The organism is Pseudomonas sp. Irchel s3f7, from assembly GCF_900187615.1.
Classification (GTDB): Bacteria; Pseudomonadota; Gammaproteobacteria; order Pseudomonadales; family Pseudomonadaceae; genus Aquipseudomonas.
Window position 1 is genome coordinate 130,399 of record NZ_FYDO01000010.1, and the last position, 23,325, is coordinate 153,723.

Below are 23,325 nucleotides of genomic sequence, written 5' to 3' on the forward strand. Positions count from 1 at the left end.
CCGCTCGCTTCGGTTCATGGGCCAATTAATTAGCGACATTTTGCACAGAACATGGTCTGTTAGGCACTGAATCTTCAGGAGTAAGGCTGCCCCACATGGATTACTTCGGACCGCATATTTTCGGCTATACCATCGCCCTGCTGCATACGCTGGGCATGATCGCCGCGATACACGCCGTGTTGACCGTTCGAACCGCGCAAGGCTCGATTGCGTGGGCGCTGTCACTTTTTTTCATGCCCTACCTGATGCTCATTCCGTATCTGATATTCGGTCGCAGTTCTTTCGACGCTTATATCAAGGCAAGGCGCCAAGCCAACGAGGAAATGCGCAAGGCCATCTCTGAGCTCAACTGGCGCCCCTGGGTAGAGGAGGCGCTCACCGCCCGTGCGTCCACCGCATACGACTCATTAAGAGCGATGCCGAAGCTGGGCCATATGCCGTGCCTGGCCAACAACGAGGTGCGACTGCTGATCAACGGGCAGGCAACCTTCGACGCCATTTTCGAAGCCATCGATCAAGCGAAACAGGCCGTGCTGGTACAGTTCTTCATCATCCACGATGATCGCCTCGGCCAACGCCTGCAAAAGTTGCTGCTCAAGAAAGCTTCCGAAGGCGTGGCGATTTATCTGTTGTACGACCGAATCGGTAGCCACTCTCTGCCTCACAGTTATGTACAGGCGTTGCGCGATGGCGGTGTCCAGGTCAAAGCCTTCGCCACCCGCAGCGGCTGGCTCAATCGCTTTCAAGTGAACTTCCGCAACCATCGCAAGATCGTCGTTGTGGACGGCTTCCTCGGATTCGTCGGCGGGCACAACGTTGGCGATGAATACATGGGAGAAAAGCCCCCCCTGGCGCCCTGGCGCGATACCCACGTGCGGGTCCGTGGACCCGTGGTGGCCTGCATGCAGGAATCCTTTGCCGAAGATTGGTTCTGGGCCGCACGTGCGTTACCGCCGCTGATTCTGCCGCAGGTTTATCCAGAAGACGGCGTGCTGTGCCAATTGCTCGCCAGCGGCCCGGCGGACGCCTACGAGACCTGTTCCTTATTCTTCGTCGACGCCATCCACGCGGCGACGGAACGAGTGTGGATCACCACCCCCTACTTCATCCCCGATGAAGCCGTGTTCGCGGCACTGCGATTGGCAGTGCTGCGCGGTGTGGATGTGCGGATTCTGCTGCCTTCCCGAGCCGACCATCACGTGGTCTACGCCGCTTCCAGTCTCTATGCCTTTGAAGCGGTGAGTGCGGGCGTGCGGGTATTCCGCTACGAGCCCGGGTTCCTGCATCAGAAAGTGGTATTGATCGACAGCGAAATCAGCGCCATTGGCAGTGCCAACATGGATAACCGTTCGTTCCGGCTGAACTTCGAAGTGATGCTGCTGACGGTTGACCGCGCGTTTGCCGCCGAGGTGGACCGGATGCTCACCGATGACTTCGCCCAGGCCCACGAAATCGCCAAAGGAGAAAGCCGGGAGACCCACCGCCTGCAACACCTCGGCATGCGGGTCGCCCGGCTTATTTCACCGGTCCTCTAAATGTAAATGTCGTCCCGTGTCCATGGCAGTTCATGACTGCCATCGGCATGGGCTTTCACCGCGAGAATCTGGTGCAGGTTGATCCAGCCTCGAGCGAACGCGTAAGCACAGCCCGCCAGGTACAAACGCCAGATCCGCAAGGCCTGACCCGGCACCAGTTTGGACGCTGCATCGAGGTTGTCCTCCAGGCGCTCGCTCCAATGGTCCAGCGTGCGCGCATAGTGCAGGCGCAGGCTCTCGACATCGACGATTTCCAGCCCGGCGTCGCTGATCTCGGCAGAGATCATCGACAGGTGCGGCAGCTCACCGTTGGGGAACACATACTTCTCGATGAATTCACCGGCACCGCGTCCCACCGGACGGCCGTCGATATGTTTGGCGGTGATGCCGTGGTTCATCACCAGACCGCCCTCTTTCACCGCGCCGAACAGGGTCTTGCAGTACTCCGCCAGGTTCGCATGCCCGACATGTTCGAACATGCCGACGCTGACCACTTTGTCGAAACGACCGTCCTGCGGTAGATCGCGATAGTCGAGCAATTGCAGCTCGACCAGGTCCTCCAGCCCTTCCGCTTTAACGCGCTCACGAGCCAGGGCCAGTTGCTCTTTGCTGAGGGTAATACCGAACACTTTCGCGCCGAACTCTCGGGCCGCAAAGCGCGCCAACCCGCCCCAACCACAACCGACATCCAGCAAATATTCGCCAGGCTGCAAACGCAGTTTTCGACACAGATGACGGAATTTGGCTTGCTGGGCCTGCTCAAGGGTTTCGCTGCCGGTCTCGAAGTAGGCGCAGGAATAGGCCATGTCGCTGTCGAGCCACAGCTGATAAAAGGCATTGCCCAAGTCGTAATGGTAGGAAATCGCCTTGGCGTCCGTGTCTTTGTCGTGGAGGGTACGCACGGGCTGGTTGTCGTCATTTTCGTCGAGCAACGCCTGGCTCCACTCATCACAGACGCGGATCACGTCGCTGATGGAACCTTCGAGTTCCAGTTTTCCTTCGACAAACGCCGCGCCTAGCGAGTCCAGGCTGGGATGGGTGAACTGGGTGACCATTTGTGGATCCTTGACCACAATCGTGACGCTGGGCGTCGGCCCCAGATTGAATTCATGGCCGTCCCAGAGTCGCAAGCGAAGCGGTAATTGCAGATTCTGTAAGGCCGGTGGTAGATGCGCGAGCATGGGAATACCCCTTGTTTCAGACGTCTGATCAGAGGGTAGACCATGTTGGAAAAATCGCGGGCTATCGAATTAATAGCCGTTTCCCATGGATTCACGACGCCCATTCAGCCGCCGTGAACACGCAAAATGGTGCGCCCTTATTACAAATGACTACGAACCGGCGCCACAGTTCTAAAAAGCGTATAAGCCTTTAACGTGGGGGTTAGCGCCGGTCCCGGATGCCATTCAGGCTTCGTCCTTGAGTTTGAGCAACGGCTCCTGAAACCTTAGCAAACGCCCGGCATTACCCAGCACCAGTAACGTGCTGAGGTTATGCAGCAATGCCGCCACCATCGCCCCGGCGGCGCCGAGCCAGCCGAAGGCAGCAAAGGCCACAATCGCCAGGGTCCAGCCCAGACCGATGATGACGTTGACCTGCAACGTCCGACGGCACTGACGACTCAGACGCACGCAGGTACCGAGCCGACGCAAGTCGCTGCCGATCAACACGATGTCTGCCGAGGCCAAGGCGATATCCGCACCACCAGCGCCCATGGCCACACCGACCACGCCGGCCTTGAGCGCGAGGGAATCGTTGATGCCATCACCGACCACCATCGGCCGGAAACCGCTGTCGATTTCCTTGAGCACGCGGTTCAGTTTGTCTTCAGGCAAGGCCTGCGCTTCGACGTCACTGATTCCGACATCACGGGCGAGCGTTTGCGCAACGCTTTGACGGTCACCCGTCAGCAACAGCTGCCGACCCAACCCAAGGTCACGCAGTTCACTCAGCGCAAACTGGGCTTCGGGCTTGACGCTGTCGGCCAGCAACAGCCAGGCGAGAAACTCACCGTTGAGCGCCAGCCCGGCAATCGGGCCATCGTGGTCGGGAACGGTAGACGTGGTGATGCCCAGCTGACTGAACAATTCCGGACGGCCGAGTGCGGCTTCGCCTTGCCCGGTCATCGCCACAACGCCCAGGCCTTGGCGCTCATGAATGTCCGAAAGCAGCAGGAAATGTTCCTGGGAAACCAACCCTGCCAGGGCACGACTCACCGGGTGGCTGCTGGCTGAGCCGAGGCTCGCGGCGAGCTTCAACAGATGGCCGTGATCCTGCAGCGGGCTGTCGATGGATTGCAGTCGCAACGTGCCAAAGGTCAGGGTCCCGGTCTTGTCGACGACCAACGACGTAAGGTCGGCCAACTCTTCCAGAAACGCTGAGCTGCGAATCAGAATCCCGTGCCGTGCTGCCACTGCCACCCCGGCAATCGCCGTGGCGGGTGCCGACAACACCAACGCACAAGGACACGCCGCCACCAACACCGCGAGCATCGCCTGGGCATTGTTTGTGACGAACCAGGTCACTGCCGCCAGCAACAAAACCAACACCATGTAACTGCCGGCGTAACGTTCGAGCAAACGCGTAATCGGCGGCTTGGAACGCTCGGCGTTTTGCATCAAGGCGATGACTTTCCCGAGGGTCGACTCGTTGCCGGTGCGGGTCACTTCGATGCGCAGCAAACCATCCAGGTTGATAGCACCGCCGAACACCGACATGCCGACACCCGCCTCCATCGGCACCGACTCGCCGGTGATGGACGCAGTGTCCAGACTCGCCTGGCCAGACAACACCCGACCATCGGCCGGCACCCGATCACCGGCACGGACTTCGACCAGATCCCCAGGCAGAAGTGTGCCGTTGTCGACTTCGATGATGGTGCCGTCCGCTTGCACCTTGCGTGCGTGGCTACGGGTCAGTTTGCCGAGGGCGTGAATTGCTTCCTGGGAACCGATCACACTGCGCTCTTCCAGCACATGGCCGAAGATCATGATGATCGGCAACAATGCCGCAGTCAGCAGATCGCCGGTGGCCCATGCCCCAAGCATCGCCAGGGCGATCAATTGATCGGTGATGCCGTGCAGGCTCGGATACCGCAAGCTGTACCAGGCTGAGCGCATGACCGGCACGGCGACCAACAACGAAGCGAACCCGAGCAACAACTGACTGACGCCGGCCTGCTCCGGCGACAACCAGCGCCAGATCAAACCCAGCGCCAAAAAGCCCAAGGCGAGCATTGCCAGGGTCAACTGGCGCGCAGCACTGCGTTGTTCTGCCGAAGACAACATGCTCGGGGCGGCAGCGGTTTGAGCGGTCATTGTGCAGCTCCCTGAATGATCAGGCGGGAATCGTCTTTAGGATCGACCGTCGTCACCGAACCGGCCTGGCGGAGAATGTCCGGCATTCGTTCACGGTAAATGCGCAGGAGCATTTGCGGGTCGGTGCCCTGTTGTTGCGCCTTGGCCAGACTCAACACCGTGGCTGTGTCAGCAGACGCTTTTGCCAACCGTTCGCTGGCCTGCGCATCGGCAACTTGCAGCGTGCGGTCGGCTTGTTCGTTGGCGGACTGAGTGAGTTTCTCGGCTTCGGTTCGCGCATTGGCCACGGCTTTGTCCGCTTGCTGGCTGGCCGTCAGAACCGAGTTGAACGCATTGACCGCAGGGCCCGGAAGGCTCGATTGCACATCGACCCGTGCCACTTCGATGCCTAACCCCTGCCCCGTCGCGGTGAGCTCCGCCAAGCGCCGATTGATCCCTTGCACCAGATCACCCCGCAAGCGTTCACGCCGCTCTGCCGCTTGGCTGTCGGCACCGATCAGCTCCGGACGGGCGACCAGAATGGTGTCCAGATCGCGTGCAGCGGTGAGCGCTACGGCGCTTCGGGTGACAAGACGATCCAGCGCCGGCAACACATGTTCACCCTGAAGCACAAAGGCATAGGGCTCAGTGACCTTGTAGAACACCCGCACTTCAAGTTGAACCACGCCCGCATCACCCGTCAGCAGGTAACCGGAGCCCGCCAACGCATCGCTGATGGGCGTGGCGAAACTGGCGACGCGATCCGCCTGTACAGCGGCCCCACTGCGCAGCAGGTTTTCCACCCGACGCTCGACCACGCGATCCGCCGCCGGCAACAAGATCACCTGTTCGAACGGTCGTGGCCAAGCCAATAACAACCCTGCATTCTGGATTCGATCCAGCGCGCCGAAGTGCAAAACGACCGCTCGATTCTGCGGATCGATCTGTCGCACATTGGAGACTGCCCACGCCAACGCCGCCAGAACGGTCACCGCGTACAGGGCAAGAAATGCCAAGCGTCCGGCCTGGATCCACGGACTGCTCAACTCATTTGTTCCACGTGGAACCAAACTCATGGCTGCGATCCGGACTTGTGTTCAAGGTTCGGCGGACCGTCAACCAACACTCGGAACGGTGCGGCGTCGGTACGCAAAATCAACTTGGTCCCCGGCGTCACCACTGTGCCCAAGGTGTCGAGCGAGCGCAGCAAGTTGTAAAGCTGTGGCGAACCCGCGTAGGCACGACCGTAAATTTGCGCCGCTTCAACCCGGGACTGAGCTTCGATATCTGCCGCTTTGACCGTGGCATCGGCCTGCACAATTCGCGCATCGCGCTCGGCGGCGGAACGGATTTGCGCCGCTTCACGTTTGCCAATCGCCGTCCGCTCCGTCGCGATGGTTTCACGCTCGGCACGCATTCGGTCGACCGTCGCGGTGAGTGTCACCGACGGCAAGGTCAGGCGCTCGATACCGACTTGCAGCACACGTACCCCATAAGTGGTGAGCAACTGCTGATCGATCTGCTGACGCAATTGCGCCTCGAAATCGGCGATGTGCACTTGATTGGCGTCGGTGTTCACCAGGTTCGCCAGATCAAAACTGCTCGCGGTCGTTTCCAGCGCCGACCCCACAAAAGTACGAATCTGCCGCGCTGCTTCATCCGGCTGGTTCTGCACCGCGCGCATGAATCGCTGCACGTTTTCAGGATCACCCTGCACCTGCCAGGCCACGTAGGCCTGAACGATGATGCGCAAACCGTCCCGCGTGCCGACATCCTGCAAACCGCTGGAGGTGGTGCGCAGCCGCAAGTCCACCGGGATCGCGGCTTCGAACGGTGCCGGCCAACGCCAGCCAAGACCCGGTTCCAGCAGGACCCGCGACGGATTGCCGAAACGCGTGATCACCGTGGCCTCGCCCGAACGCACTTGCACCAGGCTCGCGGCGGCCACCGCGAATGCCACCAGCAAAGCCGCCCAGCCCATGCGTCGCCATGGGAACGGCCCCGCTTCCTGGGGATCACCGTGATGATGGTGATGATGACCGTGGTGGTGCCCGCCATGGCCGTGGTTGTGGCCGGCGTGGTCATCGTGATCGTGAGTGTGGGACTGGCTCAATTGGCAGCTCCTGGCTGAGCGGTTTTGCGCGACGGCGCAGGGTCAACCGGCGGCGTAAACGTACGGAGGTCGATGGTCGGCGCATTGCTGCTGCCACCCAGTCGATGGTCAAGAATCAGCAACCTGGCGTTGGCCAGGCCTTGGGACAATTGGCTCAAATATTGTTCGAGCACAAAGGCCTGGCCGGCGCTCGCATAGGCCTTCTGTTCGGCGTTGAACTTCAAGTCTGCCGCCTGAGCGCTGGCGTTGATTTCACGCGCCCCGGCCGTCGCCTGGTCGCGAGCGATGCTGGCCTGCAATTGCGCCTGATGGGTAGCTTCGGCCGCTGCTCCGCGTTCGCGGGCAATCAACGCCTGCGCGCCAATCTGCGCCGCTTGCACGCCGTGATACGCATTGGCGGCGCCGGCGGGTGGATGAATGGCTTCGACCACCGTGGCCAGAATCTCTACGCCACTGTCGAGTGTTTGCAGATCGGCCTGCACGGCTCGACCGATCTCTTCGGCCAGCCCTACCCTGTCTTCGCCGAGCAATCCGTCGAGGGTGCGCGAAGCAAAATCGTGAACCAGAATCCGGCTCGCGGTGCTGCGAATCAGCATCGGCACGTCAGCGCTGTTGTACGTTGCCGCCAACGCGGCTTGATCACTCAGGCCAATGCGGTAGATGAAACGCACGTCCATGTTGACGACCTGAAAGCTCTGTTTGTCGCCACGGCTGCTGGCAATCACCTGAGACTTGTCGTTCACATGGCTGGCATCCCACAAGCGATTGGCGATGGCAGGTGCCGGGCCTTCGGCGGGCTCGGCCTGAAGGGGTGCAGAGGTTTCGCCGACGCTGGTCGCCAACTCGTGAACCACACCGTTCTCAACGCTCAATACCCGTCCCAATGGCCACGGTAATCCCGCGTGCAAGCCAGGACCGAATACTTCAACCGGCTTACCGAATCGCTCGTAAATGCCGCGAGCTTGCAGCGGAATTTCGTGAATGCCGGTCAGGGCCCAACCGATGATCGCCACCACCGCCAGCACCGGCACGAATGCCCGACGCATGTAAGTGAACGCCCAAATCTGGCGCAAATCGATGCCGAAACGGTTGTGCAATTCATGCTGCAACGCCAGCAAGGGTTGTGGCGGCCAGCGCAGCATGTCGGCGACAAAACTGCGGGCCAGCAGCTCGGGTTCGAGACGCTCACGGCGCGGGCTGAACAATGACAGGACCGCGCGCAACAGCAACTCAGCGGCCACCAACCCCGGCAAAAGGCCGATCAATACCGCCAGGCGAACGGGCCAGACCGAGGACTCGTTGGCGAACAACAAACAGACGGCGCCGAGCACCAGGCTGATAATCGCGACGCGGGTCAGTTGCGCCAGCGAATTGGCTTCTGGCCATTGCGCGGTATTTTCCTGCGCGAGGTGACGCTCCAGCACCAGCAGCCCGAAAGCCAGCAGTAACGAAATCGCCGCGCCAACGGTCGCCGACATGCCCAATGCCGCGGGCGGCAATGTGAGGTTCCAAACCTGTTCGACGCCGGACAGCGCCAGCAGCGCCCACCCGCCTAGCCACAACGTGGGGGCGCCGATTTGCGTGACCCCGTGCTGCCAGCGGCGACTGATTCGATCGAGCAAGCGCTCATACCAATCCGACGGTGCCTCAGGTTCATCGATGACAACCACCGGCACCACCGGATTCATCGCCCGCTCACGCCACTGCGCCACCCACCAGGCCGATTGCAGGCCCGCAATCAACACCAGAAAAGCCGCGCTCTGATTGACCAGCAAAGCAGGCCAAAGCGATTGCGGCGCAAACAGCCCGACAACTAACGCCAGCAACACACCTGTCGCTGCAAGCACGCCTGCGCCAATCGCAAACTGGCGCAAGCGTCGTCCCTGAAAAAGGGCCTGTTGAAAGCGCGGCAACCCTGTAACCGGCGCCTCATCCACATCGAGATCGACTTGCATATCACCCCAGCGTTGGTTTTGCTCACATGGCAATTCGTTACGATATAACGAAAGCGGTGAAATTTTCGTATTTAATCGCGCTATCCAGAATTGCTCAATCCGAAGCCTTGACCGAAAAGGTACAGAACACACATATTACGCTCGTAATTTTACCTGCGAACTACTTTTACCCATTCCGTCTTTTCATTCAGGAGAACATCCATGAGCACCTATGACGTCGTGATTCTCGGCGGTGGTCCCGGCGGGTACAACGCGGCAATCCGTGCCGGGCAACTGGGTTTGAAAGCGGCCTGCGTGGAAGGACGCGCCACCCTCGGTGGCACGTGTCTGAACGTCGGATGCATGCCATCCAAAGCCTTGCTGCATGCCTCCGAACTCTACGACGCGGCCATGGGTACGGAATTCGCCAACCTGGGCATCGAGGTCAAACCCACCCTTAACCTCGCCCAAATGATGAAGCAGAAAGATGAAAGCGTGACCGGGCTGACCAAGGGTATCGAGTTTCTGTTTCGCAAAAACAAGGTCGACTGGATCAAGGGCTGGGGCCACATCGACGGACCGGGCAAAGTCACGGTGACAGACAGTGCGGGGGGCAAGACCGATCTGAGCGCCAAGGACATCATCATCGCCACCGGCTCCGAGCCCACTCCCCTGCCCGGCGTAAACATCGACAACCAGCGCATCCTCGATTCAACCGGCGCGCTGTCTCTGAGCGAAGTGCCAAAACATCTGGTGGTGATCGGCGCCGGGGTGATCGGCCTGGAGCTGGGCTCAGTGTGGCGACGCCTTGGCGCAGAGGTGACGGTGGTCGAATTCCTCGACCGAATCTGCCCCGGTGTTGACGGCGAAGCGGGCAAAACACTGCAACGGTCACTGAGCAAGCAAGGCATCAAATTCAAGTTGAGTTCGAAAGTGACCAGCGCCAAGGCATCCACCTCCGGTGTCCAGCTCAGCGTCGAGCCCGCTGCTGGCGGTACTGCCGAGCTGCTGGAGGCAGATTACGTGCTGGTGGCCATCGGTCGCCGTCCTTATACACAGGGCCTGGGCCTGGAAAACGTCGGCCTCGCCACGGACAAACGCGGCATGCTCGCCAACAAGGGCCACCGCACCGAGGCGGCGGGCGTGTGGGTGATTGGCGACGTGACGTCCGGGCCGATGCTCGCGCACAAGGCTGAAGACGAAGCCATGGCCTGCGTCGAGCAGATCGTCGGCAATGCTGGCGAGGTCAACTACGACCTGATTCCCAACGTGATCTACACCAAACCCGAACTGGCCAGCGTCGGCAAGACCGAAGAGCAGCTCAAGGCGGAAGGTCGCGCCTACAAGGTTGGCAAGTTTCCCTTCACCGCCAACAGCCGGGCGAAGATCAACCACGAGACCGAAGGCTTCGCCAAAGTGCTGGCCGACGAGCGCACCGACGAAATTCTCGGCGTGCACCTGGTGGGCCCGAGCGTCAGCGAAATGATTGGCGAGTATTGCGTTGCCATGGAGTTCAGCGCCTCGGCCGAGGACATTGCCCTGACTTGTCATCCTCACCCGACTCGCTCGGAGGCGTTGCGCCAGGCGGCGATGAATGTCGAAGGGATGGCGACGCAGATGTAGAAGATCAAAAGATCGCAGCCTTCGGCAGCGCCTATGATGGCTGCGATTTTTTTGCTTTCAGGTTGGCAAATGCTCCAACGGCAACGCCCCCGGCGATTTCACCGTGTGAATCGCAAAGTTGCTGCGGATGTCGCTCACACCCGGCAACTTCAGCAAACTTCCGGTGAGAAAACGGTCGTATGCACGCAGGTCTGGCACCACCACTTGCAGTAGAAAATCCGACTCCCCCGACACCAGAAACGCCGAGATCACTTCCGGCAACGCCGTCACCGCCAAGCGAAATGCTTCGGCCTGTTCGTCGTTATGGCGTTCAACCTTGACCCCGACAAACACCGTCAGCCCAAGGCCCACTTCGTCGCGATCGAGATTGGCCTGGTAACCGCGAATCACCCCGGCCTCCTCGAGCATTCGCACCCGACGCAAGCAAGGTGACGCGGACAGCCCGATCTCGTCCGCCAATTGTACATTGCTCAGGCGCCCGTCCCGTTGCAGTGCGGCGAGAATTTTGCGGTCGTAGGCGTCCAGTTTCATGATTTGGCAGATCCTGATGGTTACAGCTGAGTTATCCAGCAGATTATGCCAATCACAAACCTAATAGAAGCGAACTACGCAAGCACCTGCCCCGCCTCTGCGCCCTAGACTGGCCCTACCGAATCGACAACGAATGGGGTACGACATGGCAGGACTTGGGCTGTTTTTCATGGCGCTGGCAGTGGTCTACCTGTTGCCGGGACCTGACATGATCCTGCTGTTGCAAACCGGAGCCCGCCAGGGCAAGGGCGCAGCACTGGCCACGGCTGTCGGCCTGGCCATCGCCCGGGGTTGTCACGTGGCATTGGCGGCTTTGGGGCTGGCGGCATTATTCAAAGCGGCGCCGTGGACCTTCGATGGGGTGCGTCTGGCGGGTGCCGCGTACCTGCTGTGGCTCGGCATTCAGTGTTTGAGAACCACGATGTTGCCGAGCCTGACCGATCAGCTCATGAGCGAAAAAACACGCTGGAGCACAGCGATTCGTCGCGGTTTGCTGACCAATCTGCTCAACCCCAAGGCTTTGCTGTTTTGCTCAGTGTTGCTGCCGCAGTTTATTTATCCACAGGCCGGGCCGGTGCTTGAACAATTCGCGACCCTGGGAGTGGTGCTGGTCGGCGTCGGCTTGCTGTTCGACAGTGCTTACGCACTCATCGGTGCTGCACTGGGCCGCTGGCTGCAACGCAGTCCTTCAGCCCAACGCTTGCAGCAATGGTTGTTCGGCAGCCTGTTGATCGGTTTCGCCGTGCGACTGACCTTTGTTCAACAGGCGTAAGCCTTACTGCGCCTTGCGGCGGCGACGAATGATCAGCAACAGCGCCGCTGCCGCGACCACCAGGACACCGCCAATCTGCAAGGGCAACTTGTACGGACGAAGGGCTGAACGCGCCCCGTCAGTCACTTGCGTCACATAGCGTTTGTCAGCGTTTTCGAAGTCGGGATACGGGCATTGATGACCAAAATCAGCCGCCCATTCCACGTAAGGCCCTTCTTTGACATAACGCTGATAAATCGCACTTTGCTCGGACAGGCTGCTGTTCCAGCCCGAAGCCTCACACAGCACCGCCGCGAATGCCTGACTGGTGTGCGGCAGATTGTCCGCCGCGCGGTTGGCCAGCGCCGTGGCTACAAAACGGTAGTGGTAACGCTCATCCGGTTGCGCGGCGCTGGCCTGCTGGCGTTTTACTTCGGCCTCGGCCACTAGCGGACCGACCTTCAGCTCAGCGTTTGCCAAAACATAGTTGCCGCCGAAAGTGGCGTAATCCGGGGCCAATTCGTAGCCCAGAATGTCCATGCCCCACTCCCGTGCAGTCCACGCTGCATTGAACAACGCAGCGGCCCGCCGAGTCGGCCACCATGCCGAATCAGCCGCTAGCCGCTGCTGGCCATACAACCTGGCCTTGTTCTGCAAACCGGCGTTATCGAAGTAGGCCGGTGCCTCCTCGTAATGCCCCTCGCGCAACAAACGCCGCCCAAGCAAATTGCGCAGGTTGGCTGCAACCGGCAGGGGCACATAGTTATCGCGCTCCTGCTGAGTGAGCGGCGGTGGCGCCGGGACTTGGGTGTCGACGTAGTGTTTGAGTTCTTCGAGGGTCAGTACGCGCTCGGCCACCGTCGCCGCGTCGAACCAATAGATGCTTTGACTGCGATAGAGCTGATCGAAGGCTTGCAGGTAATCGCCGCGTTGCAGCGCCAGAATCGCGCTCTCGCCCTCGACCCGGCATTTAGGCTGCACCGTTTCGTAATCGAAGTCTGGCGTGCGTCGTTCGCCCCAGGACTCATTCTGCGGGAAGGCTTGGGCAGCCTTGGCGTAAGCCCCGGCGGCAGTAGATTTATCGCCCTCGCGCAGCGCCAGTTTTGCCCGTAGCCACCACGCCAGACCGCCGTCACCGGCGTGTTCGAGGAAGGCTTTGGCGCTGGCGTAGTCGCCCTGTTGATAATTCATCGCCGCCAATCGATCGGCGTTATCGAGGCTGCCACGGGTGCTGTTTTGCAGCAGCTTGATCATTTTCTGTTCGTTTGGCGCTTGATCGCCGAATGACCAGCCCAGCCGGCTGATCAGCGACGCCGTCACCAATTGCTGCACCGGTTTGCCCTTGAGCAGTTCAGCCAGTTGATCTTCTGGCATTGCCGCCAGATCGGCCATCAACAGCTTCAGGGAGGTGTAGCCCACCGCCGACCCATGCAGGTTTTGCGCGGCATAGAGTTCGATGGCGCGGTTCCAATCGCCGGCGGTGCGCACTACCCGGGCTTCTTCGCCGAGACTGGCAATGCCCAGTTCCAAAGGATCACTGAAGCCATCGATGCTCAGTTGTCGTGTCTGCTCGAACGCTTTGCGCGATTGTTCCAGTCGATCAGGGCTCGCGTCGGCTTCGGAACTCATCGCGAACATCGCCCGCCCCAGTGAGTAGGCTGCCCAAGTACTGCGCAAGGCACGTTGATCCGCCGGCAACGCCAGCACTTTCTGGAAATACTCGGCCGCCAAGCCATGGTCACCCGCGCTGAACGCCACGGCCCCGGCCAGATAGAACCTGAACTCGGCGGGCAGGCTCGCGCCCTGCACTTCCACCTGGCGAGCGTCGGTCAAGCCACGCAATTGTTTGACCAGTACCTGCTGTTCCGCCGTCAAATCCGTCTGCTCGGCCAGATCCCGCTGTTCGGAATAGCCCGGCGTCTCACCATAGCCATCGCCGGGGCCCAGTGTCGCGGCCGTCGCGTGCTTGAGCCCGGCGATCGCCTGCCCGAGGCGACTCACCTCGAAGCTGAAATTGCCTTCCGGCAACTCCGCCAGCGACTGCTCGCGGTTGTCCAGCAAGCGCATGGGAAAGTCCGGGCCGCAGGCCAGCGCCGAACCCAGCGGCAGGCTGAGACTCAGGCAAAGCAGATGACGCGGCCAGTTACGGGGAAACATTCGAACCTCCTTGATCAATGTGTGCACAGCGAGCCCAACCGATGGCGCGCTGTCCGCCGGCCGGTATTCGACCGTCGTGCAGGCGGGTGAAGGTAAGCAGGTCGGGGCTCTGTTGCAATGCATAACCGGCCAGCGCATCGGCGCCATCGCAACCTTGCACCGCCAGGGTCAAGCGCTCAGGCCACGCGCTGTCGAGGTTGCCCTGGTTGCTGATGGCGATGTCATAGAGGCCGTTGTCGACCGATAGTTTCAACGTCAGCTGACTTTCGAGCACATCACCGCGGGCCACCGCACGCAACGTCGTCAGGCTCCAGGCGCGGCGGTCGTTGGCCAATGGCAGACGAAACCAGATCAGTCCTGCCAGGTGTTTGGGAGGATCAGCGCGCAAGGTGGCTCCAAGTGCCTTCAGTTGTTGCGGGTCAGCGAGCAGTTCACGGCGCTGACCGTCACGTTCAACGGGGACTTCACTTTCAACAACCGGTGCGCCGCTGCCCCCCGGCAGTAACGCAACGCCATAGGCGGGTAGTGCCAGATAAAAGGGTTTCGTCGTGACGCGACTCCAGGCATTCGCCCATTTTCGAGCCTGATCGGCGTCAAACAACCCAAGGCGCGGATCACTGACCGCATGCACTTGCAAAACGCTGCTGTCGACGGTGGATAACAACGCAGGCAGTTCGGCACTGTCGAGCCAGGCCGGCAAAGCGGTGATGCTCAGTGGCACAGACGCCGGCAGAGCGGCACGCAGTTGGGCAAGAAATTGGCGATAAGCCGGTAGCCGTGCGCTACCTGCATCGTGGTCGATTTCCACACCAGAAAGGGTCAACCCTTGTGCCTGCCAATCGCTGATCAGTTGCTGCACCTGGGCGGTGACTTCAGCCTGGTCCAGCGACGGGAGTTGCCCGTCGAGACGAATCACCGCAATCAGCGGCCGACCATCCTGCCTGAGCATTCCCGGATCAATCCGCACGCGACTCCAGCCCGCCTTGGGGAAGGCCTGCAACGCCAGCACCCGCAGGGTCGAAAAGTCTGCGCGGCTGTCGCTGAGAGCGGCGTCATGGGCCGGTGTCCATTGCCGTTGCCAGATGTAGAGTTGTTGATCCAGCGGTGGCGCGTCTTGTCGTTCGCAACCGCTGAGCAGCGCCAGCGTCGAAAGCAAGACGATCGCGCGAGTGAGAAAAACCATGAAAAACGCCTGTCCCTGAAAAGCAGAAAGGGCCTGTTATGTCCGTTAACGGTTTGAACACTGCAACCGCTGTGGGAGCAAACTCCCACAGGTTTCGTGTACTCACTGACTCACGGCCCTTTTTCGTGTTGCGCACTACCCTACTCAGCGAATGCCCTGGGGGCAATGTTCGCTTCTGATATAGAGCGCCAACGTAGCGCCAGTGCACCGGGGCGACGCACCGCTTGCTCGACCTCAAACGTCCACAGACGCTCAGCCCCTTCGAATGCCTCTATCTGCGGGCCCTCCAGGATGATGTCGGTCCGTCCGCTGAGTTGTAGCAAGTCCCCCGTATTGAAATCGATAAACAGCAAACCGGCTCGGGGATTGAGCAGCAGATTGCCCAGGGTATTGAAATGCAGGTTGCCGGCAAAGTCAGGAATAGTCAGGCGATTCCCTTCCACTCGTACGAATCCACCCTGACCACCCCGGTGAGAAACGTCCACCGAGCGTTCGCCTTCAACCTCTATATAGCTGGCGACAAAGAAGGTGTCCGCTCCGGCGATCATGGCTTTGGCGGCGTCATCCAGGCCGTTGAAACGTTGAGCGACACGGGCCGAAGGGTCCGCCAAAGGCACTGATCGAAACTGTCGCAATTGAATGTACCGGGGGCAATTGCCGAATGCCTGATCCACCGTCACCCCAAAGCCCTGCGTCGATAACGCACGAACATGACCATTGATGCGGTTGCGTCGCCGGGTGTGCAATTCGATACCCAGCAAACCGATCGCCGCGCCCTCGGTGAGCTGTGCAGGGTCGTCAGCCGCCGGCAGGCTGCTCAGTTGCAGAAGACCGGGCTGCGGTGATTGGGCGAAACCTGGCTCACCTTCAAGCACGCTGGCCCAGGGATGCCCCTCCCCATCGACCGCTGCGTACAACATGAACGGCAGTTGCTGATAGAAGGTGCGGTGCTGATCCGGCATCTCATTGCGAATCACCTTACGCCCGAACGCCTCCATGCGCTCGGCAACACCCACGTGCACCTGCAATTGTTTTTCGCCGGCATGCCATGGTGAATGGTCCATTACGACTTCTCCCCTCGCCACATGTTCAGTGTTAGCCGTATCAGGCTGTTTTTTGCAGCCCGGCGACCGTGCGCGGCATGCCGACAAAACCGGGCAGCGCTTCAATGCGGGTCAGCCAGGCGCGGATGTTGGTGTAGTCGTCGAGGCAGACATTGCCCTCGGGGGCATGGGCGATGTAACTGTAGGCCGCAACGTCGGCGATGGTCGGCTCGCTGCCAGCCAGATAGGTTGAATGGGCCAATTCGTGATCGATGACTTTGAGCACGGTGTGGGCGTAAGCAACCACTTCTTCAGCGTTGTATGGCGCACCAAATACCGTGATCAGCCTTGCGCGGGCCGGGCCGAAGGCAATCGGACCGGCAGCCACCGATAACCAGCGCTGGACCCTGGCGGCACCGACCGGGTCGGCTGGGAGCCAGCGGCCGTTGCCGTATTTTTGCGCCAGGTAAACCAGAATCGCATTGGAATCGGCCAGCACCACGCCTTGGTCATCAATCACCGGCACCTGACCAAACGCATTGAGGGCGAGGAATTTCGGTTGCTTGTGTTCGCCTTTGGCCAGGTCGACAAAGATCAGCTCGGTCGGCAACTTCAATAAGGAGAGCATCAGTTCGACACGGTGGGCGTGACCCGAACGTGGGAAGTTGTAGAGTTTGATGGGTTGCATGTCGACACCTCGGTTGAGTGGCGCTGTTCAGGGGAGAGACGGGGCCTATCTTCCGCCCGCAACCAAATCAACAGAATAACCAGCCAACGCAATCCATTATTTCACCCAGCGGAATAATTCAACGCTGCAACGCCGGATGTTCGCGCAGTGTCTTCACCGCGAAATCGACAAAGCTGCGCACCCGGGACGGGGCTTTGCGCCCACCCTGGTAAAGCACGTGAATGGGTAATGGCGGCAGCTCGAAGTCAGCCAGAATGATTTCCAGCTCGCCGGCCGCCACTTTGCCTGCGACCTGATAAGACAACACCCGGGTGAACCCAAGCCCCAGACACGCCGCCGTAATCGCCGCCTGATTCGCTGTCACGACCAGTCGCGGTTCCACCCGGACACTCACGGGCTCACCCTGATCAAGGAATGGCCAACTTCTGAGTTGCCCGATGGCCGACGTCGCAATCATCGGTGCCTGTGCCAGTGCTTCCGGGTGCTCGGGCCGACCATGACGGTCCAGAAAATGGGGGGATGCACAGATCACCCGCCGCACTTCGCCCACCCGAATCGCATGCTGGTTGCTATCGGGCAGTTCACCGATGCGCACAGCGACGTCGATGCCTTCCTCGACCACACTCACCACCCGGTCAACCAGCACGGCGTTGATCGAAACATCGGGAAATTGCGTCAGAAAGTTCACCATCAGCGGTGTGACGAACAACTCGCCAAACAGGACCGGCGCAGTAATCGTCAGTTGCCCACGAGGTTGCGCATGACTGCCCGCCGCAGAATCTTCCGCTTCCTGTACTTCGCTGAGAATTCTCCTACAGTCTTCCAGATACCGCTGACCCGCCTCACTCAGATACACACGGCGTGTGGTGCGCGTCAGCAACGGGGTGCCGATGCGTTTCTCCAGGGCTGCCACCGCCCGGGTAACGCTCGCCGCCGACACACCCAGACGCCGCGCTGCCGCGGAAAAACCCTGCGCCTGGGCGACGGCCGCGAAGATCTGCATTTCCTGGAAGCGGTCCATGGATGTGTCCTTGTTAAGGATAAAAAAGGGCAGTCGCAGTTGCCGGTTTTTTCAGCGTGGTCTTCAATAACCTAGTTGGGCATACAACCCTCAAGTAAATCAATGAGCTACCCAAATGCCACCTGTTCGAGAGCGACAACATTGCTTTGTGAACGCAAAAAACATCCGAAAAAAACGAACTGGGGGTCTTTTGATAATTATTGAGGAGGATTGTCTTGCGGGGCGTTCAGCCTTTCGCAATCATCCGAAGTTGCCCACTGCCATGGGCTTCCACCTGAAAGAAAATGAACCTGGTACAGCGCCAAGCTCGCTCCACAGGGTGGTTTCGGCATCGCTATCCATGGGAATCACGATTTCGCCTATCTCGTGAGGCAGAAAACTAGACTGCCCCCTATACTCAAAACCACCCTTAGACCTATTGAACTTCAGTAGGTGCCATTTTTGTTTCCCTAGATGAAATCAATCCCTCTTGGTCGTGGGTATCTGAACGGATTTACATCCTTTTTACTTACAAGATTTACTTGTTAAGGATGAATTGAAACTTCAGCAGCAAGATGGCCAAGCCTGGTGACACCGCGAGGAGTTCGACAATGTTACGCACAGACATATCCGCTAGAGCACTGTCCGGTGGTTTTCTTGATGTACTGATTCGCGCCGGGTTGATTGCGGTGCTGGTACTGTTCTGCTTCCAGATCTTCAACCCCTTCCTCAACCTCATGCTGTGGGCAGTGATCCTGGCCATCACCCTTTACCCACTGCACACCATGATCAAGCGCAAGGTTGGCAACAAGGACGGTCGTGCCGCCACCCTGATCGTGGTCGTCGCCCTGGCCTTGCTGATGGTGCCGATCTACCTGCTGGGTACCTCGATCAGCGAGTCGATTGAAGGCACCCTGGCGATCCTCAAGTCCGAAACGCTAGAGGTTCCGCTGCCAAACGAAAAAATCGCGTCCCTGCCGCTCATCGGCAAGCCGCTTTACACCTACTGGATGCAAGCTGCCACCGACATGAGCAGCGTACTGATGAAGTTGATGCCCTACATCAAGTCCATCGGGCTGACCCTGTTGGGTAAAATGGCCGACGTGGGCGTGGGCTTCCTGTTGTTCATCGGTGCCTTGATCATTGCCGGTGTACTGATGGCCTATGGCGAAAACGGTGAAAAAAGCGCCCTGGCCATCACCTCGCGTCTTTCCGGTCCTGAACGTGGGCCGCGCATCACCGAACTGTGCACCGCCACCATCCGCGCTGTTGCTCAGGGCGTGGTGGGTATCGCCTTCATCCAGATGCTCGCGGTGGGTGTCGGTTTCGTACTCATGGGCGTCCCGGGTGCCGGGCTGCTGGCCATGGTTGCCCTGTTGATGGGCATCATGCAGTTACCGGTGGTGCTGATAACCCTTCCGGTGATCGCGTATGTCTTCGCTGTCGACGGTACGACCCTGGGTACTATCATATTTTGTATCTACAGCCTGATCGCCGGCATGGCCGACAACATCCTCAAGCCACTCATGCTGGGACGCGGTGTCGATGTGCCTATGCCGGTGATTCTGATTGGCGCGCTGGGCGGCATGGTCAGTGGCGGTTTCATCGGTTTGTTCATCGGGCCGGTTGCGCTCGCAGTGGGCTACCAACTGTTCTGGCAGTGGGTCGATGACAAACCGGCCGAGGTCGTAAGCGAGACTGTGCAACTCGAGGCAATGAACGATCAACATCCTGTCTGAGGAGTTTGCGTTTGATGCCTTGCCTTGCTCGCATCAACCGGTTGCTCCTGTGTAGCACCGCCGTTCTCGGCGGTTGCGTACAGCTGGGTCCGGATTTCCAGTCGCCAGCCCAACCTTGGGTTGAGCACTGGAACACTCCGGCCCTGGAGCTCACCAACCAGAAACACACGCAACCCGACAGCCGTCAGTGGTGGCAAGTGTTCGAAGACCCGGTGCTCAATCAATTGATCGCCGAGGCCGACGCCCACAACGCCGACCTGCTGGTCGCCGGCCTGCGGGTCATGGAATCCCGCGCACAACTGGGTATCGCCCAGAGCGGTCGCTATCCGCAACTGCAACAGGCGAGCGCCGACAGCCTGTACCTGGACCGTAATCAATCGGGTGGTACGAACCCTCAGGACACGAACTTCTGGCAACACAGCGCCGGTGTCGATATCGGCTGGGAACTGGATTTCTGGGGACGTTTCAGCCGTGCCATCGAGTCGGCCGACGCGTCCTGGTTTGCTGCCCAGGCCAACTATGAAAACGTCCTGGTGCTGTTGCACGCGCAATTGGCCCAAACCTATTACGCCTTGCGCACCGCCGAAGCACGCCTGTACATCGCGCGTAACAATGCCAAATTGCAAAAACGCAGCTACGAAATCACCGAGCGCCTGTTCAAAAGCGGGGCCGAAGCCGAACTCGACCTGCAACAGGCCAAGACCCAGTACCTGGGCACCCTGAGCACCATCCCCGAATTTGAAAGCCAGGTCGCAAGCTTTCGCAATGCGTTGTCCACCCTGGTCGGCCGACCACCCGGTGCATTCCCCGAGCTGAACAACAACACGGGGCTGGTGCCACTGCTCGACACGGCCGTGCTGCAGGATGTGCCCGCCAACTTGCTGGTACGACGCCCGGATGTTCGCGCGGCCGAGCTGCAAGTGGCGGCACAGTCGGCGTTGATCGGTGTGGCCGAAGCCGATCTGTACCCTTCGGTCAGCCTGGTGGGCAGCATCGTCTGGTCCGCCAGTTCGCTCAAGGGCGCTTCCGACACCCTCGACCTGGTGGGCGGTCCGAGCTTTCGCTGGGACATCTTCGACCATGGCCGAATCACCAACAATGTGCGCGTGCAGGACGCGCGCCTGCAGCAGTTGATCGTTGTTTACCAGGACAGCGTGCGCCAGGCGGCGCGCGAGGCCGACGATGCCGCAACCGGCCTGATCAAGGCGCTGGAACGCGACCGTATCCTCAGCGAAGCATCAATCGCAGCCGACCGTTCGGTGACCCTGGCCAACGCTCAATATCGCGAAGGCTATTCAGATTTCCAGCGCGTGCTGGATGCCCAGCGCGCCTTGTTTGCCCAGCAGGATATCTATCTGGTCAATCGCGGCACCGCCGTCAACAACCTGATCGCCCTGTACAAGGCGTTGGGCGGAGGCTGGTACAGCGACAGACCGATGATTGATGCGGCGACCCGCCAACAGATGCAGCAACGAACCGATTGGGGCGATCTGCTCGATGAACCGAAGGAAGGTACCCCATGAGTGACAGCCCACAACAGGCCGATGTGAACGCCACCGAGCCCGCTGCCGACCCGGCCAAAAAAGCGGTCAATTGGGTGGTATTGCTGATTATCCTGAGCCTGGTCTGGTATCTGTTGGCCGATCGATACACGCCCTACACGCAGCAGGCCCGGGTGCAGGCCTTCGTGGTGCCGGTGGCGGCGGAGGTGTCCGGCCGGGTGACCAAGGTGCACGTTCGCAATAACCAGGACGTCAAGGCAGGCGAATTGCTGTTTGAGGTCAATCCGGAGCAGTACCAGATTGCGGTTGATCGCGCCCGCTCCGACCTCGAGACGACGCGTCGCCAGGTCGGGGCCAACACGGCCGGCGTCGACTCCAAGCAAGCGTCACTGCGTGCATCCCAGGCCAATGAGCTCAAGGCACGTCAGGACATCCAGCGGCTTGAACGCCTGTACAGCGAAGACCCTGGCACTATCTCTCTGCGTCGTCTGGAAATCTCCCGCGCCACGCTGTCAGAGTCCATCAGCCAGGTCGCCGCCGCCAAGGCCGAAGTACAACGCGCGCGCGAAACACAGGGCGGTAGCGGAGACGAAAACGCCCAATTGCTCAGCGCCGCCAGTAACCTGGAAAAAGCCGAACTGGACTTGAGCAATACGAAGGTCCACTCCCGCTCGGCCGGCCTGATCACCGATTTGCGCACCGACGTCGGCCAATTCGCCGCCGCTGGGGCGCCGGTGATGACCCTGATCGCTATCCACGATGTCTGGATCAGCGCCGACATGACCGAAAACAACCTGGGCGACGTCAAGCCAGGCACACCGGTGTCGATCATCCTCGACGCAATCCCGGGGGAAATTTTCAAAGGCCATGTTCGCAGCGTCGGCTATGGCGTCGATGTTGGCCAGACCACCCCGCCCGGAAGCCTGCCAACGGTAGAGAACAGCCGCGACTGGCTGCGTCCGGCACAGCGGTTTCAAGTCATCATCGAATTCGAGCCCGGTGAGTTGACCGGTCCCCAGGGCATCCGCTCTGGCGGTCAGGCCGAAATCATGGCGTTCCCTAGCGACAACAGCCCGCTGAACCTTCTTGGGCGCGTGTTCCTGCGAATGATGAGCTGGCTGTCCTATGCCTATTGAGCGCTCGCCCCGAGTCCAGCGCGCCCTGCGCCTGAGCTTCGGCACGGCGCTGTGCCTGGCGGCGAGTTATGGATTGGCCCTGCCTATCCCGTTCCTCGCGCCGATGTTGGCGATGATGATGCTGGCGGCAATGAACCGGCCACTGCCGTTCAAGGCCAGCCTGGGTCTGATCCTGATACTGATGTTGACCACCGGGAGCGGCCTGCTGCTGATTCCCCTGTTGCGCTATTACCCGTTCAGCGGCGTGTTGTTGGTCGGACTCTGCCTGTTCATGGCCTTCGGTTATGGCTTGCGCGGCGGCAACCCGCTGGTGGCGACTTTTCTGGTGGTGGGGCTGACTTTGATCAGTTCAGCCGGAACCGCTGAATTCGGTCTGGCGCTTGAGGTGATCGTCGCCCTGGTCAAGGGACTGTTCCTGGCCGTGACGACGTTGACGATCAGCCACTTTCTGTTTCCAGAGCCCGCCAGTGCTCCCCCGCCAAAACCCAAGCCAGCCCTCACGCCCACCGAAAGCGGTTGGCTGGCAATGCGCGCCACTCTGGTGGTGCTGCCAGCCTTCCTGTTGGCGATGATTGACCCGGCCAGTTACATGCCAATCATCATGAAAGCGGTCGGTCTCGGCCAGCAGAGCTGCGCGACCAACGCCCGCAACGCCGGCCAGGAATTGCTCGGCTCGACCCTGTTGGGCGGCCTGATGGCGATACTGTTCTGGTGCGCGCTGAGCCTGTTCGTCAACTTGTGGATGTACTTTCTGTGGATGCTGCTGTTCGGCTTGCTGGTGGCCCGAAAGCTCTATGGCCTGGCCATCACCCGGCAACCGCCGAGTTTCTGGCTCAACAGCCTGGCGACGCTGATCATTCTGCTTGGCCAATCGGTACAAGACAGCGCAGCGGGCAAAGATGTCTACACCGCATTCGCCATCCGCATGGGCCTGTTCATTCTGGTTACCTTGTATGCCTGTGCGATGGTGCATTTGCTCGATACACGACGGGAAAAGCGTCAGGTCCCTCAACGTTAATACCGAACGCTACTGACGAGCCTGTTCTCTGAAAACAAAAAACCCCCGTTGATCGGGGGTTTTTCATGTGAATAAA

Annotated in this window: 17 protein-coding genes and 1 pseudogene; 7 read left to right on the forward strand and 11 right to left on the reverse strand. The window is 60.1% G+C overall.

From position 1 onward, the window contains the following. Positions 1-95: 95 nt before the first annotated feature. Positions 96-1,535, forward strand: coding sequence for a cardiolipin synthase (cls, locus tag CKW19_RS10965; RefSeq protein WP_095057907.1), 1,440 nt, complete (start codon positions 96-98; stop codon positions 1,533-1,535). On the opposite strand, the gene cfaB is transcribed toward cls, so the two are convergent. The 5 genes from cfaB to hflK (CKW19_RS10990) all read right to left on the reverse strand — a co-directional run bounded on the left by cfaB (position 1,532) and on the right by hflK (CKW19_RS10990) (position 8,899). After that, entirely contained in the window at positions 1,532-2,716 is a 1,185-nt protein-coding gene (cfaB, locus tag CKW19_RS10970) for a C17 cyclopropane fatty acid synthase CfaB (protein WP_095057908.1), read from the reverse strand. The genes cls and cfaB overlap by 4 nt on opposite strands. Before the next feature lie 225 nt (positions 2,717-2,941). After that, complete coding sequence (locus CKW19_RS10975; protein ID WP_095057909.1) at positions 2,942-4,852, reverse strand: cation-translocating P-type ATPase; 1,911 nt, start codon at positions 4,850-4,852, stop codon at positions 2,942-2,944. Then, a complete protein-coding gene (hflK, locus tag CKW19_RS10980) occupies positions 4,849-5,907 on the reverse strand; it encodes a protease modulator HflK (protein WP_095057910.1) in 1,059 nt (352 codons plus the stop codon). The genes CKW19_RS10975 and hflK (CKW19_RS10980) overlap by 4 nt, the downstream gene beginning before the upstream one ends. Continuing rightward, positions 5,904-6,944 (reverse strand): protease modulator HflC, encoded by a 1,041-nt coding sequence (hflC, locus tag CKW19_RS10985; protein WP_095057911.1) that lies wholly within the window; start codon positions 6,942-6,944, stop codon positions 5,904-5,906. Before hflC ends, hflK (CKW19_RS10980) begins: the two co-directional genes overlap by 4 nt. Beyond that, positions 6,941-8,899, reverse strand: coding sequence for a protease modulator HflK (gene hflK / locus CKW19_RS10990; RefSeq protein ID WP_095057912.1), 1,959 nt, complete (start codon positions 8,897-8,899; stop codon positions 6,941-6,943). The genes hflC and hflK (CKW19_RS10990) overlap by 4 nt, the downstream gene beginning before the upstream one ends. A 201-nt stretch (positions 8,900-9,100) precedes the next feature. On the opposite strand from hflK (CKW19_RS10990), the gene lpdA reads away from it, so the two are divergent. Beyond that, positions 9,101-10,501: a dihydrolipoyl dehydrogenase gene (gene lpdA / locus CKW19_RS10995; protein ID WP_095057913.1), complete on the forward strand. Its 1,401-nt coding sequence runs from the start codon at positions 9,101-9,103 to the stop codon at positions 10,499-10,501. 57 nt (positions 10,502-10,558) lie between these two features. Here lpdA and CKW19_RS11000 read toward each other — a convergent pair whose 3' ends face one another. Then, positions 10,559-11,032, reverse strand: a complete 474-nt coding sequence (locus CKW19_RS11000) for an Lrp/AsnC family transcriptional regulator (RefSeq protein ID WP_095057914.1) — start codon at positions 11,030-11,032, stop codon at positions 10,559-10,561. Between the two features lie 145 nt (positions 11,033-11,177). Between CKW19_RS11000 and CKW19_RS11005 the strand changes: the two genes are divergently transcribed. Beyond that, complete coding sequence (locus CKW19_RS11005; protein WP_095057915.1) at positions 11,178-11,804, forward strand: LysE family translocator; 627 nt, start codon at positions 11,178-11,180, stop codon at positions 11,802-11,804. 3 nt (positions 11,805-11,807) lie between these two features. On the opposite strand, the gene CKW19_RS11010 is transcribed toward CKW19_RS11005, so the two are convergent. The 5 genes and pseudogenes from CKW19_RS11010 to CKW19_RS11030 all read right to left on the reverse strand — a co-directional run bounded on the left by CKW19_RS11010 (position 11,808) and on the right by CKW19_RS11030 (position 17,875). Beyond that, positions 11,808-13,940 carry a hypothetical protein gene (locus CKW19_RS11010; protein WP_095057916.1) on the reverse strand — a complete coding sequence of 711 codons (2,133 nt, stop codon included), beginning with the start codon at positions 13,938-13,940 and terminating at the stop codon, positions 11,808-11,810. Beyond that, the gene (locus tag CKW19_RS11015; protein ID WP_095057917.1) at positions 13,927-15,123 is read right to left on the reverse strand and encodes a DUF3142 domain-containing protein; all 1,197 of its coding nucleotides are present in this window, start codon (positions 15,121-15,123) and stop codon (positions 13,927-13,929) included. Before CKW19_RS11015 ends, CKW19_RS11010 begins: the two co-directional genes overlap by 14 nt. Positions 15,124-15,308: 185 nt before the next feature. Next, positions 15,309-16,187 (reverse strand): annotated as a pseudogene (locus CKW19_RS11020) (pyridoxamine 5'-phosphate oxidase family protein); the annotation flags it as partial. A 40-nt stretch (positions 16,188-16,227) separates the two neighbouring features. Beyond that, a complete protein-coding gene (locus CKW19_RS11025) occupies positions 16,228-16,854 on the reverse strand; it encodes a glutathione S-transferase family protein (RefSeq protein WP_095057919.1) in 627 nt (208 codons plus the stop codon). Positions 16,855-16,972: 118 nt separating this feature from the next. Continuing rightward, the gene (locus CKW19_RS11030) at positions 16,973-17,875 is read right to left on the reverse strand and encodes a LysR family transcriptional regulator (protein WP_095057920.1); all 903 of its coding nucleotides are present in this window, start codon (positions 17,873-17,875) and stop codon (positions 16,973-16,975) included. A gap of 590 nt (positions 17,876-18,465) precedes the next feature. Here CKW19_RS11030 and CKW19_RS11035 point away from each other — a divergent pair. From CKW19_RS11035 to CKW19_RS11050, 4 genes are read left to right on the forward strand one after another with little or no spacing between them, the layout of a single operon-like run. After that, positions 18,466-19,593, forward strand: a complete 1,128-nt coding sequence (locus CKW19_RS11035) for an AI-2E family transporter (RefSeq protein WP_095057921.1) — start codon at positions 18,466-18,468, stop codon at positions 19,591-19,593. A gap of 14 nt (positions 19,594-19,607) precedes the next feature. Further along, entirely contained in the window at positions 19,608-21,116 is a 1,509-nt protein-coding gene (locus tag CKW19_RS11040) for an efflux transporter outer membrane subunit (RefSeq protein WP_095057922.1), read from the forward strand. Next, on the forward strand, positions 21,113-22,231 hold the full coding sequence (locus tag CKW19_RS11045; RefSeq protein ID WP_095057923.1) for an HlyD family secretion protein: 1,119 nt from the start codon (positions 21,113-21,115) through the stop codon (positions 22,229-22,231). Before CKW19_RS11040 ends, CKW19_RS11045 begins: the two co-directional genes overlap by 4 nt. Continuing rightward, the gene (locus CKW19_RS11050; RefSeq protein WP_095057924.1) at positions 22,221-23,249 is read left to right on the forward strand and encodes a DUF2955 domain-containing protein; all 1,029 of its coding nucleotides are present in this window, start codon (positions 22,221-22,223) and stop codon (positions 23,247-23,249) included. The genes CKW19_RS11045 and CKW19_RS11050 overlap by 11 nt, the downstream gene beginning before the upstream one ends. The last annotated feature ends 76 nt before the right edge of the window (positions 23,250-23,325 follow it).